The 16,068-nt window shown below is 45.5% G+C and carries 11 protein-coding genes; 10 read left to right on the forward strand and 1 reads right to left on the reverse strand.

The genetic code is table 11. From position 1 onward, the window contains the following. Window positions 1-89: 89 nt before the first annotated feature. From FFI90_RS19880 to FFI90_RS19915, 8 genes are all read left to right on the forward strand, one after another. The gene (locus FFI90_RS19880; protein ID WP_144780508.1) at window positions 90-2,393 is read left to right on the forward strand and encodes a hypothetical protein; all 2,304 of its coding nucleotides are present in this window, start codon (window positions 90-92) and stop codon (window positions 2,391-2,393) included. Further along, the gene (locus FFI90_RS19885) at window positions 2,377-4,479 is read left to right on the forward strand and encodes a site-specific integrase (RefSeq protein WP_144780509.1); all 2,103 of its coding nucleotides are present in this window, start codon (window positions 2,377-2,379) and stop codon (window positions 4,477-4,479) included. Before FFI90_RS19880 ends, FFI90_RS19885 begins: the two co-directional genes overlap by 17 nt. Continuing rightward, window positions 4,476-5,072 (forward strand): hypothetical protein, encoded by a 597-nt coding sequence (locus FFI90_RS19890; protein WP_144780510.1) that lies wholly within the window; start codon window positions 4,476-4,478, stop codon window positions 5,070-5,072. Before FFI90_RS19885 ends, FFI90_RS19890 begins: the two co-directional genes overlap by 4 nt. Further along, window positions 5,062-6,486, forward strand: a complete 1,425-nt coding sequence (locus tag FFI90_RS19895) for a tyrosine-type recombinase/integrase (RefSeq protein ID WP_144780511.1) — start codon at window positions 5,062-5,064, stop codon at window positions 6,484-6,486. The genes FFI90_RS19890 and FFI90_RS19895 overlap by 11 nt, the downstream gene beginning before the upstream one ends. A 395-nt stretch (window positions 6,487-6,881) precedes the next feature. Then, entirely contained in the window at window positions 6,882-8,381 is a 1,500-nt protein-coding gene (locus FFI90_RS19900) for a type I restriction-modification system subunit M (RefSeq protein ID WP_144780512.1), read from the forward strand. Further along, window positions 8,378-9,862: a type I restriction-modification system subunit M gene (locus FFI90_RS19905; RefSeq protein ID WP_144780513.1), complete on the forward strand. Its 1,485-nt coding sequence runs from the start codon at window positions 8,378-8,380 to the stop codon at window positions 9,860-9,862. Before FFI90_RS19900 ends, FFI90_RS19905 begins: the two co-directional genes overlap by 4 nt. Continuing rightward, window positions 9,855-11,060, forward strand: a complete 1,206-nt coding sequence (locus tag FFI90_RS19910; protein ID WP_144780514.1) for a restriction endonuclease subunit S — start codon at window positions 9,855-9,857, stop codon at window positions 11,058-11,060. The genes FFI90_RS19905 and FFI90_RS19910 overlap by 8 nt, the downstream gene beginning before the upstream one ends. Next, the gene (locus FFI90_RS19915; RefSeq protein WP_144780515.1) at window positions 11,061-14,123 is read left to right on the forward strand and encodes a type I restriction endonuclease subunit R; all 3,063 of its coding nucleotides are present in this window, start codon (window positions 11,061-11,063) and stop codon (window positions 14,121-14,123) included. Between the two features lie 182 nt (window positions 14,124-14,305). Here the strand turns inward: FFI90_RS19915 and FFI90_RS19920 are convergent, their stop codons facing one another. Further along, window positions 14,306-14,995, reverse strand: a complete 690-nt coding sequence (locus FFI90_RS19920; protein ID WP_144780516.1) for a hypothetical protein — start codon at window positions 14,993-14,995, stop codon at window positions 14,306-14,308. A gap of 259 nt (window positions 14,996-15,254) precedes the next feature. On the opposite strand from FFI90_RS19920, the gene FFI90_RS19925 reads away from it, so the two are divergent. After that, window positions 15,255-15,500 carry a hypothetical protein gene (locus FFI90_RS19925; protein ID WP_144780517.1) on the forward strand — a complete coding sequence of 82 codons (246 nt, stop codon included), beginning with the start codon at window positions 15,255-15,257 and terminating at the stop codon, window positions 15,498-15,500. A gap of 41 nt (window positions 15,501-15,541) precedes the next feature. Continuing rightward, the gene (locus FFI90_RS19930; protein WP_144780518.1) at window positions 15,542-16,042 is read left to right on the forward strand and encodes a hypothetical protein; all 501 of its coding nucleotides are present in this window, start codon (window positions 15,542-15,544) and stop codon (window positions 16,040-16,042) included. The last annotated feature ends 26 nt before the right edge of the window (window positions 16,043-16,068 follow it).

Genomic DNA, 16,068 nt, shown 5'->3' on the forward strand with positions numbered 1-16,068 from the left:
TGAATTTTACTAATTTCACCATCTTGTCATTTGTATACTAGAATACTGTTATAACGCGTTTTTTAGCGCCAATATGAGTCTTATATATAATGACAATCATCATTAACCCCACCACAATCTCCCGATACCCGTATATTTATATAAGCCAAGATCTGGCTGATGATCTAATAGCGTCTTATGTGGTGGCCAAAGGTAACGAAACTGCAAAAGGCTGGAAAAATCATGTGTTTAAGCTTCTTGAGTGCTTTTGTCATCTCAATAATCAACAAATTGATAGAGACAATCTAGCCACCAATTCCGTACAGAACCTAATTGCTGATTTTTTTTGCGTTCTCAAAGGGGGCTCCTTGATCCCTACGAACTCTACGCATAAGGCGCTCAGATATGAGGAAATCAAAGGTGCGTTAATTAATGTATTGCAACGGGAACATGGAATCTGTCCGGAATGGCTTCAAGAATCTAATTGGCGCAGTATTAATAGCCGAAGCCTTAACTTGGATGAGCTTGATGAGTCGACTCTACTTTATTGGTCAGGCTGGCTCGTAAAATCTCGGAAAGGGAAGCAGGGTTATCTGGACCTCACCTCACTCTATCACAGCCACGGCCGAGCTTTTACGCTTCAATACTACGGCAGATGGCGCGACCTCATTAGGAAACAGGCGGTCCTGAATGGAGTACATGTAAACAAGTTCTCACGCTTCTTAGTGAATAATGCGGAAAAGTGGCCTGGTTCTACTTTTGAAAATCCGATCACACTAACTCACTGTTTCAAAGATTTTCTGAAAGTGCATTTCTTAGAAGTACATCAAGAGGGCAAAAACCTGAACTCTCAGCTCAAGGCTTGGAACAGATTTATTTCAAATGTCCACGAGGCGTTCATTCAGCCGGGATTTTGGCCAGAACCTTTCGGGGCAGGCCTACCAAGGGTGTCTTCACGACCAACACAAGGCGCAAAGATCAGGGTATCAAAGAACGCAGAGGGAATCGAAGTTCATAACAAGCTCATTACTGAAGTTCCGCTTCAATACACCGATGACCAAGCAATCAAGATCTTATTCAGTCAGATAGATAGAGACCTTGATACTGTAATGCGTTGGGCAAGAAACCAAAGCTTAGATCTTAGAAAACGTCAGCTTCGTAGAAAAGCTCTTGCAAAGCTGGGAAATTTCGAAGCAACACGCATTCCCAACACTGCGTCAAGAAGCCTGAAAGAGGCTGACTTTCCTAATCTATGTGCAAAATTTCAGCATTTTGGCTTTTTCCCTTCTGACCGCGCTAAAGAACAACGACTAAGCAGACTGTATGGGTGGAGTTTAAATACGATGGAGCTGGCTCACCATCTGGGACTCCCGACTACGGATAGCCTCTTTCCTTTCCAGTGTCTTTTAGTCATGTACAACCCAAAGATAACACCCAACTTTCTACTGGAATTAGAGCTATTCAATAAGCACGGCCAAGCCTCGGGATTCACCAGGACTGATGCTGGATATCAATTAACGGGGTACAAAGATCGACGCAAGAAAAACCTTTCTGAGCAAAAACTCATTTTATCGTCGAGGTCAGCGGCTCTCGTACGCCAAATTATTGAGATTACTCAACCCCTACGCGACTACTTAAAGGAAAAAGGAGACGACAATTGGCGAAAATTGTTTCTAACAAGTGGCCGAGGCTTTTCTTATCCAAAGCCTGCTGAGATGACGTACTGGAAAAAGAAGGATAGTTCATACCAATTTGATCGGTTAGATAAACAGTTTTCAAAATATACAAAACTCAGGGGCGTCAATCTAAAGAATTTTGTTCACCGAATTACTATCGGATCAATCAGAGCCTCGCGGGCAGTGCAATTCTATCTTGAAACGAAGAGCGTGCACCAAATGGCCGAGGCGCTTGGCCACGCGAAGTATAGCCCAAATCTCCTATCTCATTATTTACCTGATAGTATTCTCGCTTTTTTTCAGACTCGATGGGTTCGACTCTTTCAGAAAGCTTTTATATGTGAGGCCATGAAGGATAGTCCTTATTTATTGAAGGCTACGGAATTTGAGAGTATGGAAGAACTTCATAACTTCCTTAAAAACCACGCTTTAAAGGACATCCCGGCACACCTATCTGCCCCTGGAAGCCCTTCAGAGCCAGTCTCGGACAACCAAGTTCTTATCTCCATAGACAAGGGTATCCTAATAGCGCTTCTCTCAGTGAACCGAGCTGTAACGCATTCCAAAAGGCAAGAGCAAGTCTCAGGTTTAGCAAGGTACTGGTCAAACGTTTCCGGACTAATTGAGAAAGAAATCATTCAAGGCAACGATTCTCTTTTGAAGGAACACCTTTCGGCTGCTATGGAAAACTTGGACCCTCAAAAAATGGAGTCATTGATTTATGACACTGCCAATTGAACTGGAATTTCTCAAAGAACATCTGGAAGATCCCTCCGATTTTTATAAGCGTGCGGATTGGCTTCTGAATCCATTCGAAGAACCAATCTGGAAGTACAACTTTGATTTCAAGAAAGGCCATCTTGAGATAGACTGGAATATGCGTTTAGAAGACGGAAGTTATCTTATTGATACCAAGAATGCGGATCTACTTGACAGCTTAAAATACTGGCTCATTGCCTCAACTACTCCTCACGCAGGAGGCAGATTCAATTGTATTACGGTTCAATACGCTGCATTCAATCGAATGCTTCATCTAATCGATTATCTGCTCATAAACGAAGGAAGATTAAATTTATCACGTTACGGTTTGGCCGCACTTTCTGGGGACGATATAAAAGCCATTCTGACTAAAATCGCTAGTTCTCCAAGTATCTCTGTATCCCTCTTCGATTGGCCAAATCGACTTATCGACTTTTCTCGAAATCTACTCAAAGTGACCAATGTAAATGAAATCGAAAACACATTGACCGAAATTGATGGCATCTGTGTTGTCAACTCTGACGACTATGATGAAGCCCAAGCCTTTGGAGTAGATCCGACCGAAATCCCATACCTAAGAGCCGCGCTTCAGGTAAATGGATTCATTGGATATAACAGGAAGCTTGGCTACTCACCTAACTCCGTCCTCGTTTCTCAAGAGATCTATAGAAACACCTTAAGAGTTAAACTCATAAATAAGCCTGCTCTTTCCTTACTTTCTTTTTCTCCATCCACAGAAATATACCATCGGGAGTATGCATCTGTAGATGTTACGACAGGAACAGGAAATTCAGTTAGCCCGGTTGTATATGTTGCGTATGTCCAGGCTTTCTATAACTTAGGGACGCTTCACGAACTGGGAGTCAAGGCTCCGTCTATTGAAGATATTCTTTCTATCAAAGATTTTAAAGTTAATCTAAAGAAGATGGGCCGTTTTCGCACCCTCCCTTCTCAGACTGTTTTCGACTCAGTTAAGAATGCCATTGAATTCCACTTCGATCATGGTCGAGAAATTCTTAACGGTTTTTTGCGAATCGCGCTTGCTGCCAAAAAAATGAATTGCCGTACAACAGATCTCTCGAATGAGGATTTTATAAGGGCTCTTGGCCCACAGCTTCGAGCGCTTGGGGTTGCAGAGTTAGGAGTCGGCGGAACTTGTAAGCCTTCGGTAATGCATACTGAGAAAGGTGGATTATCGAAAGATGAGCATTTCGAGTTATTACGAGCCAATCGCAGATTGGTTCCGCTTGTTCACGTTTATTTCGGAGCCGTCCAACTTGTTGCGGGGGCTCTAACTGCTAGACGTGTTGGAGAACTTAATGATCTTGAAATTGGCGAAGCCCTTGACAATTCAGGAGCTTGGATTGTCTTCCTGAATCGCAAAAGCTCGCGTGGGTTGATGGGGCTTCGTTCTACGGAAGCTCGACCAATTGAACCCATCGGAAGAGAAATGCTTAAGGAGGTCGAGCGCTTTCAAAAAATTCTAAATCGAATCGGCTTTGGGGAAAAGGTTACCTCCCTGTTTAGCTCCCCTTCAGTTCTTTCTGAAAGCCACCGAATCTCCGCCAGTAGCTTTTCTTTCAATAAGCATCTCGATGAATTCTGTGACTATTTTGAAACACCACTAAACAGTGAAGGAAACCGATATTACATTCGGCAACACCAACTACGTAGATTTTTCGCACTTCTATTCTTTTACTCTAACTCTTTTGGAGGCTTGGAAACGCTTCAATGGATGCTGGGGCATACGGATCTTCGCCATGCTTGGCACTACATTACCGAGTCAATGAGCGGCGAAATTCTAAGAGGGGCAAAGAGTCAGTTTGTAGCAGAAAGTCTACATCGTAATGGCGCTGGTTCCTTTAAAGACCTAGCGCACCTATTGAAGCAAAGGTATGGAACTGATGATTTTACGCTCCTTGATACTGAAGAGCTTGAAGGCTATGTGTCTGAGCTTCTCGAAGAGGGAGATATTGATATTGAACCCGAATTCTTCACCGATGCTGAAGGGGAGAAGTTCAAAGTCATAGTTAAGATTCACGAGCGCGAGAGGGGAGCTATATGAGCACCGACAAGCGCGTAATACAAAGCCAGGCTTCAACCCACGCAATAAAACAAATTCTTCGATCTGTTGTTAGCGACCCTCATCAATATGCAGAAGATGAAGACCTCAAGAAAGCCCTAAAAAGCCAGGGTGGCGTAGCGAAACTGGAGTATGAAGTTCAGATTGGAACGGAAACTGTTCATAAACATTCAATGAGCCTGAATACGCTAAAAACCTACGCCGATGAACTGTTTGACGACGGCTTTGAAGGTCTGAATTATCTTCGACTTAAAGCTATTGACGTCATATATGCCTACATACACAGGTCCAGCAGCCCGAATACTCAGTCCAGAGCTGGTTTGCAATTAAAGATCAAAGAACTAGAAGATGGACTGGAAAAGCACCGCTCAATCAACTTTATCCTGCTACAGGCCATTAGCTCTGCAATGGGCACAATCAGAAGCATTCAAGACGCCGCTGACGATTCCATTCGTGAAAAGAGGGCTAATGATGGACTCGCCAGAATTCGTGCGATTGCGAGCTTGAATCCGCATCCTTTCGATAATACTCCTTCATCGGTAGTCAGCATAAAGGACTACAAGAATGAGCAGTAAGACCTCAAGCCAGCTGTTTCGGCCAGTTCGTAATTTAACGCTATTCAGCCACTACTCGCTCGGCAAAGCCACAACCAAGGATGGCTCAAATATGCCGCATGTAATTTGGCCTGACGGAACACCCTGTATGTTGGCAAATTTATACATCCTTTCGTTGCGAGAACGCCCAGGCCGTGGCGGTCGACAGGGTTTATCCCGGCGAGGGAGCAAAGGCGGAACCATGGGTGATTATGCTGCAAAGATCAGTCAGATCATCCGCTTTTGCTATCAGAATAAGTGGGACTTTATCGACCTGACCGATGATAAGTTCACAATTTTCATTAATGTTCTGAGGTCAGAGAGAGCAAGCCACAACGTAGAAATACGTAAAAAAACTGAAATTACCATTACGACGACCGGGCGAATCTGCCTCGACTTTCTAAGCTTTGTTGGTTACTTCTACAACGATTCGAATTTCGTCAGCCAACAGGGGACTATTCGCGCGACGCAGAAAATGTTGACGCTTCCTCTTGGAAGTGAGGGCAAAAGCCTAAACCGGAGTTATTGGCACCATCACTCATTTTCTGATGGCGACCGACTGAAGAAGCGGGACCCGATTCCAACTGAGAACATCGAAAAACTGCGAAAAGCCGTCGACTTGGCCAAAGGTTCCCGCTTCATTCAAAGTCGCAGACACTCCATGCTATCAGTACTTGAGCAAGTGGGGCCAAGACGAGGTGAGTTAGTTGACTTAAGAGTATCGGAAATACTCAAAGCATCCAACATGGAACACCCGATGCTTAAAATCATCAGTTTGAAGCAGGGCGATGATGTTTACCGGTTCGTTCCTGTCACACGCATGCTGCTTTCAGAGCTAAAGAAGCATATCCGGCTTTTCAGGAATAAAATCGTTAAGAACAAGATCGGCAAATCTAATGATCACGATTTTTTCTTTGTTTCTGAAACCACAGGAAACCCGTTAGGTGAAGACACAATTACTACCGAGATATCGAAACTCAGATCTATTGCACATATCGAAGACAAAGCTTGCGCCCACATGTTTCGGCATACCTTTATCACCAACCTTTTTGTGTTGCTCATCGAACGACATGAATTTGAAAACACAGACGATTTCAGGAAAGCGCTACTTAGTAGCGAGAAGTTCAAGATGGAGGTAATGCAATGGACGGGCCACAAAAACTCAGCTTCCCTAGATCACTATATCGATTTCGCGTTCGCAAAAGTGACAGGCTACGCTAAAACCGTATCATCTATGCACTTAATCAGAGCACAAGATATCTTCGACAAAATGCTCTTTCAACTCACTGAAAGACTTAAATCTGGCATGTCAATTACTGAATACAATGTCGAACTTCACAAGCTGGTTGAGCTTCGGAATAAAGATTTTGAGAGTGCGCAATTACGCGAGATGTGAAAGGTAGCTAATGACTTCCGGCTTGGACTGTAACGGTGTGAAAGTCGGGTTAGGCTCGCATTCATTCTTTGGGGGATTCGTAGTGGTCAACTAACCCCAGCCCCCTCTGTCAGCCTAGACGTCTAGCTGACGATTTCGCCTGAATCCATGTCAGATTGGACGGCATGAGAGTTGTTATGCCACGTTATTCCGAGGAACGTAAAGTCTTCGTGGTGCTTCCAAGTTGGTTGCCGCGACCTCGACTGTCGCATTGCAGATTTAACATCTCATAACCGCAGCCCCTTCTGCCTTTCGGATTTGCTACTATCTGCCTAACTGACAAACACAGTTTGAGAGCACTCCTACGACTCCCGCTCTCACGTCCGACTCAAGCAGTAACGGAACAACGAGCCAGCATGACCCTGATCAACCTAAAAGACCTCGAAGCGCACTTGTGGCACGCCGCTCACATTATCACCGGCCCCATCGACGCCTCTGACTACAAGACTTACATTTTCCCGATTCTCTTTTTCAAAAGAATCTGCGATGTCTACGATGACGAATTCGCGGATGCCATGGAAAAAGTTAGGGATAAAGAAATTGCCAAGCAGAGCATGTTTCACCGCATTCAGATTCCATCTGATTGTCACTGGAGGCACGTATTCGAGCAAACCAAGGACATAGGCCAAGCTCTAAAAGACGCATTCAGAGGAATCGAGCTGGCGAACGAAAAGCTACATGGCATATTCGGCGATGCGAGCTGGACCAATAAAGAGCGGCTCCCGGACGAGTTGCTCGCTACCCTACTGAATCACTTCAATCAGGTTAACCTCGGCGTCCGTAGCATCCGTGATGACGACATGGGACGCGCTTACGAATACCTGATCAAAAGGTTTGCCGACAAGGCCAACAAAAAAGCAGGGGAGTTTTATACTCCAAGAACCATCGTACGCCTTATGGTGAACATCCTGGACCCAAAGGCTGGAGAGAGTGTCTACGACCCAGCCTGTGGTACTGGGGGTATGCTTCTGGAAACAATACATCACGTGCGTGAAAACGGTGGGGACCCCCGTCTACTCAGAATTAAGGGCCAGGAGAAGAACCTGACCACAGAGGCCATCGCACGGATGAACCTATTTCTGCATGGCCAAGAAGACTTCGTCATTGTACGCGGAGACACCCTGCGAGACCCCAAATTTCTGGAGGGCAATCGTCTGGAAACATTCGATTGCGTGATCGCCAACCCCCCTTTCAGCCTCAAAGAATGGGGGCATAACCGCTGGTCCAGCGATCCGTACGACCGAAATCGATATGGATTAGCTCCGAAAACCAACGGGGATTTCGCTTGGGTTCAGCATATGTTTGCCTCCCTCAATGAACATGGTCGCATGGCTGTTGTCCTGCCCCATGGGGTTTTGTTCCGAGGCGGTGCGGAAGGCAAGATCAGAACACAGCTTCTGAAAGAGAATAGGATCGAAGCAATCATCGGCGTGGCCCCTAATCTGTTTTACGGTACTGGGATTCCAGCCTGCATTTTGGTTCTGCGCAAACAACGTCCTGTAGATCATCAGGACTATGTGTTGTTCATTAATGCGGAAGAGATATTCACCAAAGGGCGAGCACAAAACACTTTGCCCAACGCTCAAGCCGATGAAATTTTTGAGATCTATAGCAATCAGGAAACGTCTGGTCCCACGGCGGAGCCAATCGAAGGAAAAGCTCGCTGGGTTCCTCTGAACGAAATCGAAGAGAACGAATTCAACCTGAACATTGCGCGATATGTTCAGAAGCCTCTTGAAGAAGAGTCAGTCTCTGTAGAGGAAGCTTTAAAGGATTTTCAGGAAAAACTAGCTGCTCTAGAAAAAGCAGAGCAGGAACTTGAAGAGCTTTTGGTGAAGGAAGGCTTTGAACTATGAACCAGAAACAACTTGAAGACCTCCTTTGGGGCGCAGCGGAGTTTCTCCGTGGTCAGATCGATGCCTCTGACTATAAGCAATATGTTTTTCCTCTGCTGTTCTATAAGCGCTTGTCTGACGTCTATTTGGATGAATACACGGAGGCATTAGAGTTGAGCGATGGCGACGCTCATTACGCTACTATGCCGATGTTCCACAGGTTTAATATCCCCGAAGAAGCCAGATGGGAAAAGGTCCGGAATACCAGCAAGAATATCGGTGAAGCTATCCAGAGTGCTCTGAGGCTCATTGAGGCTAAGAACGAAAGACTTCACGGCGTGTTCGGTGATGCCCAATGGACAAACAAAGAGCGCCTTCCTGACCATCTCCTTGCAGACCTGATTCAACACTTCAGCAAAATCCCGTTGGGGATAAAATCCGTCAACCAGGATGATTTGGGTGAAGCCTACGAATATTTGATCAAGAAATTCGCAGATGACTCCGGCCATACTGCTGCCGAGTTTTACACGAACCGGACAGTAGTCCATCTGATGACCAGAATAATGGGGCTGAAACCGGGTGAGACTGCTTACGATCCGACTTGCGGCACCGGTGGCATGCTGCTGAATGCTGTCATGGACCTCAGGAACCAAGGTAAAGAGTGGCGATCCGTTAAACTATACGGGCAGGAAGTGAACCTTCTAACCTCAGCGATTGCTCGGATGAACATGTTCCTCCACGACATTGAGGAGTTTGAGGTACTGCGTGGTGACACTTTAGGTGATCCAAAGTTCGTCCAGAGCGATCAGCTAAAGCAGTTTGATGTCATCTTCGCCAACCCTCCATACTCCATCAAGAAATGGAACCGGGACAAGTTCGCCGCAGACCACTATGGCCGAAATCTCTATGGAGTGCCTCCCCAAGGCTGCGCTGACTATGCGTTTTACACCCACATCATCAAAAGCCTGAAACCCGATACCGGCCGGGCCGCCATGCTCTGGCCGCATGGCATACTGTTCAGAGACTCCGAACAAAACATCCGCAAACAGGTGATTGAATCCGACATTATCGAGGCTGTAGTTGGGTTGGGACCTAATCTGTTTTATAACTCTCCAATGGAATCCTGCGTCGTTGTGCTCAACTGTAATAAACCTGCTGAACGCAAAAACAAAGTGCTTTTTATCAACGGTGTTAAGCATGTCACCCGCGAGCACGCCCATAGTCGCTTGTCGGATACTGATTTGGAGGTGCTATGTGAGGCTTATTTTAAACCCGAGAGCCACAGCAACATTACCTCTTTAGTAGATCTCAATACAATTAAAGAGAATCTCTACAATCTGTCGATCCCGCTGTACGTGCAAGCAGAAAGCAACGAGAAAGTGCATGGTATTGAACATGCCATCGAGGAGTGGAAAGTCAGCCGTTTAAAACTGAAAAAGCAGATCAATATGTTATTCGAAAACCTCGCTCAGTTAAGTTACGGGGTAGAAAAAAATGACTAAAAATGAAATCGTTAAATTTGGTGAAATTTGCCGAGAAGTGAAACTTACCACCAAGGACCCAATTTCCGACGGCTATGAGCGCTATATTGGTCTAGAGCACTTAGATTCAGGCTCGCTAAAAATCAAGCGTTGGGGGGTAACTAAAGAAGACAACCCCAGTTTTACGCGAGTGTTTTGCAGAGGGCATATCCTTCTTGGCAAGCGTCGTCCCTATCTTAAAAAAGCTGCCATCGCTGAGTTTGACGGAATTTGTTCTAGCGATATTATCGTAATCGAACCAAAAAAAGAGTTGAAAGATCTGTTCCCCTTTATTGTGCAGTCAAATGATTTTTGGGACTGGGCCGTTAAAACGTCTTCAGGATCTTTGTCGCCTAGAACTAAGTTTAAGTCTCTATCAAGCTTCAAGCTTATGCTACCTGATAAATTAGGCCAAAACTCTTTACTACAAGAAGTTATAAAATCTGACCAGGTGGTAAAAACAACTGATCAGTTAGTTGACTGTCAAGAGACGCTTATCGAAGCCCAATACATGGAAACCTTTAAGCGACAACTAGGAATTTTCGATTGTAAAGCTTATCCAACTAAAATTTACTCCGCTTCCAATACTTCGATTCAGCCGCTTAGAGAGCTTATTTCAAAAAAACCTCAAAATGGGCAATTCGTCAAAAAGGGGAGCATTGGTGAGGTTAAATGCCTTTTCCTAAATGTAGTCGACGGATACGCGAATCCGTACTCAGATGAAGACAAAAGAGAACTCATTAGCTGTTCTCAATCTGAATTCGAAAAGTATAGCCTGAAAAATGGAGATATACTCTTTAATCGATCCTCGCTTGTAAAGTCGGGCATCGGATGGCCATACATTGTTTTGAACGACAGCAAACCTTCTACATTTGATTGCCATATAATTCGTGTCAACGTCGATACGGATAAAATTTTACCCGACTATCTATATATATATTCTCTATCTCCATGGGCCAGGAAATACTTCCTATGCGTTGGCCAGACAACAACCATGACAACCATAAGTCAAAGTGAAATTGAAAATTTCCCAGTACCTATTCCAACAATAGAACATCAAAAAGAGATTGTTCAATTATTTTCCAACCTGTTTTCACTCAAAGGTTTATATAAAAGCCACATAAAAAACGTCTCTAAACTGAGTTCTGAATATATAAGCAAAGCCCTGAAGGTAAATTAAATGTTTAACGAGCAAACCGTCACAGAAAATGGAATTATCGACCGTTTAAAAGGGTTAATCGGTGTAAAGTGGACTTACTGCCACGGTGAGGGCCTGCCGAAACAAGCTCAAGATATCTTTGTAGATGAATGGCTCAAAGACGCGCTTTGTTCGTTAAACCCCGATATCGAAAAGCAGCCAGACTACGCCGATGAGGTGATTTATAAGCTACGCGGAGTAGTTCTCGAAGCCCAGCACTCCGGCCTGGTAAGGGCCAACGAAAACTTTCAAGAATGGTTGATGGCTGAGAAAACCTTGCCATTTGGCGAGAGCGGCGACCACATCACCATCAACCTGATCGATTTCGACAACATCGAAAACAACCACTTTGTTGTGGCGCAGCAGGTGCACTACATCGCCGCCACGGAAGCCTATTTCGATATCGTGCTTTATATCAACGGCATTCCGTTGGTGGTGGGTGAAGTCAAAACCGCGACGCGCCCAAGCGTGACTTGGCAAGATGGTGCTGCGGATTTCATCGGTGGAACCAAGCACTATTGGAAAAATGCAGAGCCATTCTTTGTGCCAAACCTGTTGTGCTTTGCCTCCGAGGGCCGAACCTTTGCTTATGGCGCTATTAACGCTGGCCCGAAAGACTGGGGTCCATGGCATAGCACTGAACAGGAAGAAGAGCAGCTAATCGGGATGGCTTCCGTACTCTCCAGCGTAGAAGGGCTACTTGAACCTCAAACACTGCTGCAAATCCTCGAATCGTTTGCATTGTTTTCAACGGTAAAGACTGGCAAAAAGACCCCGCCAAAGCGGATCAAGCTACTTCCTCGCTACCCTCAATTTGAAGCTGCCAAGCAAATCGTCGACCGGGTCAAAAGCGGCTATCCCAAAAAAGGTCTGATCTGGCACTTCCAGGGCTCTGGTAAGTCTTTGCTTATGCTTTACGCGGCTCGGATGCTGCGGTCGGATAATGACCTCAAGAATCCTACCGTACTCGTAGTGGTGGATCGGCGCGACCTTGACAGCCAGATCAGCGAGACCTTTGGTGGTGCGGACGTTAAGAACCTCATAAAGGTGCACAGCTGCAAGAATCTCGGTCAGCACATTGAGCAGGACAGCCGAGGCATTCTGATTACTACCATCTTCAAGTTTCAGGATGTCGAGATTGACGATAGTAACCCTAATGGCCTGAATGACCGGGACAACATTATTGTGCTGGTTGACGAAGCACACCGGACCCAAGAAGGATCGTTGGGCGACAAGATGCGCTGGGCGCTGCCCAACGCACACTTTTACGGATTAACCGGCACACCGATATCCAGCATCGAACGGAACACGTTCAAGCTCTTTGGAGCAGAAGAAGACCCCGGTAGATACATGAATCGATACAGCTATAAGCAGTCGATCCGTGATGGGGCCACCGTTCCGGTGAAATTCGAACCAAGGCTAGCCGAGTTGCGCGTCGATAGGGAATCCATCGATAAGGAGTTTGAAAGACTGGCCCAAGAGCACGACTTGGATCAGGAAGAGAAAACAGCTCTTTCCACACGGGCGGGCAAGCTCGCGATCATGCTCAAAGCCCCCAATCGCATGGAGGCCGTCAGTGACGATATCGTTGAGCATTTCACCAGCCACGTGAGGCCTAAGAAGCTCAAAGGTATGGTGGTTGTTTATGACCGTGATGCCTGCATCCAAATGTACTACCTACTAAGACAAAAACTTGGCTCCAATGCTGTCGAAGTCATCATGAATGTCGACCAGGCCCCGATGAAAGCAGAAGGTGGAGGAAAGGACGGCAAAGAAAATAGGGACTGGCGCAAGTGGAAAAAGGAGCTGGAACTGCCAATCATGGAAGAGGACTTCCAACGTTGGCAGGAAATAGATGGCGATGATCAGATCCAAAAACACCTGATAGAGTCTTATAAAGACCCAGAGCACCCTCTTCAGCTCTTGATCGTCACCGCCAAACTCCTGACCGGCTTTGACGCACCCATCTGCTACTGCATGTATTTAGATAAGCCGTTGCGCGACCACTCTCTCCTCCAAGCGATGTGCCGCACCAACCGCCTTTACGAGACAAGCGGAGTTCGCAAAGATATGGGACTCATCATCGACTACCTAGGCGTTTTCGAGAACCTCCGCACCGCTCTCGCATATGACCCTGATGAAATTGATGGTGTTGTTGAGGGCATTGAACGGTTCAAAGAGAAGCTCCCGGAACAACTAAAGAAATGCTTAGCGTTCTTCCCTGGAGTGGATCGGACTATCGGCGGTTTTGAAGGAATCATTGCCGCCCAGGAGTGCTTGCCTACGAACATGAAACGAGATGAGTTTGCAGCTGCATTTGGCGTGCTCAGCAAGCTTTGGTCTGCAATTAACCCAGACCCATTCCTTACGCCCTATCGCAATGATTACAAATGGCTCGCACAAATCTACGAGAGCGTTCGCCCTGTTGGTCAAACAGGCTCTTTAGTCTGGGCTGCCCTTGGACCAGAAACCATAAAAATGATCCATGACCATACTGATATCAAGCGCATTCGAGATGACATCGATGAGCTTGTTATGGATGAGCACGCCCTCTTCACTCTCACGGAAAAAGAGCAAGAAAAACGTGCGCGTCGCCTAGAGATTAATTTGATGGGGCGTTTGCGTACGAGCGGCAGCCCTGCATTCGTCGCTCTCGGAGAACGGCTTGAAAAGCTTAGACAGCAGTACGAGGCCGGTGTCATCAAAGCAATCGAGTGGCTTAAGGGCTTGCTAGATACCGCAAAGGAGGCTGTTGATCTTGAAAAGCAAACGGGAGAGCACCCCGTCACCGAAAAAGATAATGTTCAGGCTCTCACGAAACTGTTCCTGGAGACGCGTCCTGATAGAACGCCGAAGGTGATTCAGGATGTCGTTGAGCAGATAGACAAGATTGTCAAAGCAACGCGATTTGATGGCTGGCAAAACTCTGTGAGTGGGCCGCGTGAGATCCAGAAAGCTTTAGTCTTAACCCTAAACCAGTTTGGGCTTGGAAAGGATAAAGAGCTATTTAACAAAGCATATGAGTACATCAAAGGTCATTATTGACCGCTCAAAGCATTGAAAAATAAATTTTATTTCCAGTTATACGTCAAAAAATAAGTTGACGTATAACTGCGAACAAAAATTAATATTTTTTAGTTCTAGTAGCTCTGTTTTATCAAGCAATGGTGTTCTTGCCACTCGCAACTTCTTATAAATTTAAATTCAGGACCTAGCCCCGAGACCTCCTACAAAGTTCCCTGGTAGCTAAATGACTTGGTTCTTTCAAGGGAGAAATCGTTCTGGCTATCACCCGTGCGCATTAGGGTCAGCGTTGCCTGTAAGCTATTAGAGCCCCCATAAAGGTGCGCACCATGCTGAAACATGGAAAATAACCCCTCGAAATGGAACTCGACCTCAACCTCATCATCACCCACCAATCGGGTGTCTGCGAAATTGACATATACAGTAGCGGTTCGCCCTTGGTGGTTTATCGATGATATCCCAAGTTGGAACATCTCCTCGCCTTTTTCTACTACGTTATTGTAGATTGATTCCACACCACAACCAGGAAATAGAACGCTTACCACGGTAATAGTCCCCGGACTAAACACCCCTACAGTGCCGCCATCACCTTCAATTTCCGACCAGTACATTGATCCGCCTGTTTCTATTCCTGTGGTATCAACAACCTCTGTGCCGTGTAGGAGTTGGATGCTTAATATGGCACTGTCGCGATTACCGGTATTAAATACTGCGGCCTCCAGGGAACAGGCTGTGTCGCTATTGAGAGTACTCTGGAAATCAAAATCGAGAAGACGCATCGTCAGGCTGACATCTTCTCGCAACCACTGGTTATAGAATCCCCCTGCTGATATTAGCAAAGCGGACAATGAGGCGACGATTGCGATCTGCGATTGGGTGACGTGTGGTTTCATTTTTTTACCCTCTGGAGGATGACTTTCCGACCTATCCTTTAATCATAGGCTAGGAGCTTCCACTACACCCAGGTAGGCCCACCGCAAAGCCAGACTCAAGATGGGTTCATCGGACGGTTCGTTGCTATGGTCTCGCGCGCAGTTCTAACCATTTCCCAAAGTATCGCTTTGATAGGTGCATCCGAGCATAAGTCTGCATCTATTGATATATCAGGCGATTTTGGCTAAGTTCTTGGGTTTTCTAGGTCGGTAGGGGGTGATGGTGCTTGATAGAGTAAAGAAAGGCATAGTTGAATTGAAAAATTATTGGACTGATTTTATAGATATGGTTTTCTTTTCGGTTTTATTGGGGCTTGTCTATATTGGCGTATCAGCATTAGCTGTGGATGATTTGACGTCTGACGATTGGCTGAAAGATGTAACTCCGATTTTCGTAGGCTTGGCAAGTGTTTTTGTGGCGCTTACAGTTCTAGCTATAAGTTTGAAAGAAAACAGTTTAAGTTAGAACGCGATTTATCCGTTAGACCTATTATCGAACTAAAGAGTGTGTTTCTCGGAGAAGAATATAAAAATAGCAGTGATCTGAGAATTTATTATACAGGCGATGTGCTTTTTGATGGTTTAGCAGGATATTCAGACCGAGTCCCAGAAGAATTTTTCTCAAAGTATCTTGTTTCCAACAGTGGACTTGGATCTGCCTATAAATTTCGGATTGTTGGAGAGGTAAACGGATATTTCATAGCAACTCCCTTGTGTATTGATCGTATAGAGTGCGGTCAATCTAAAAATTTAAGATTTGGTTACGTAGGTGATATTAAGAAATCTCAACGAATTTATACCGTGTGCTCAGATCTTTACGGAAACGATCACGTTGTCGAGCATGAGTTTTCGGTGGATTACAATCAGATGGTTATACATTCAAATCAATATCTTGAGTCGGAGAGTAGTGACAAGGCAAGAAGAATAATTGAAATGGTTAAGAAAATCATTGTGATAAACGACAATAGAGAGTTTTTGAAGAAAACCCATGATGCTTACGCCAAATAATGGAAAAGGCTCTTACAGGCTCGTCG

This window comes from Marinobacter maritimus (assembly GCF_007671675.1).
Taxonomy (GTDB): Bacteria; Pseudomonadota; Gammaproteobacteria; order Pseudomonadales; family Oleiphilaceae; genus Marinobacter; species Marinobacter maritimus.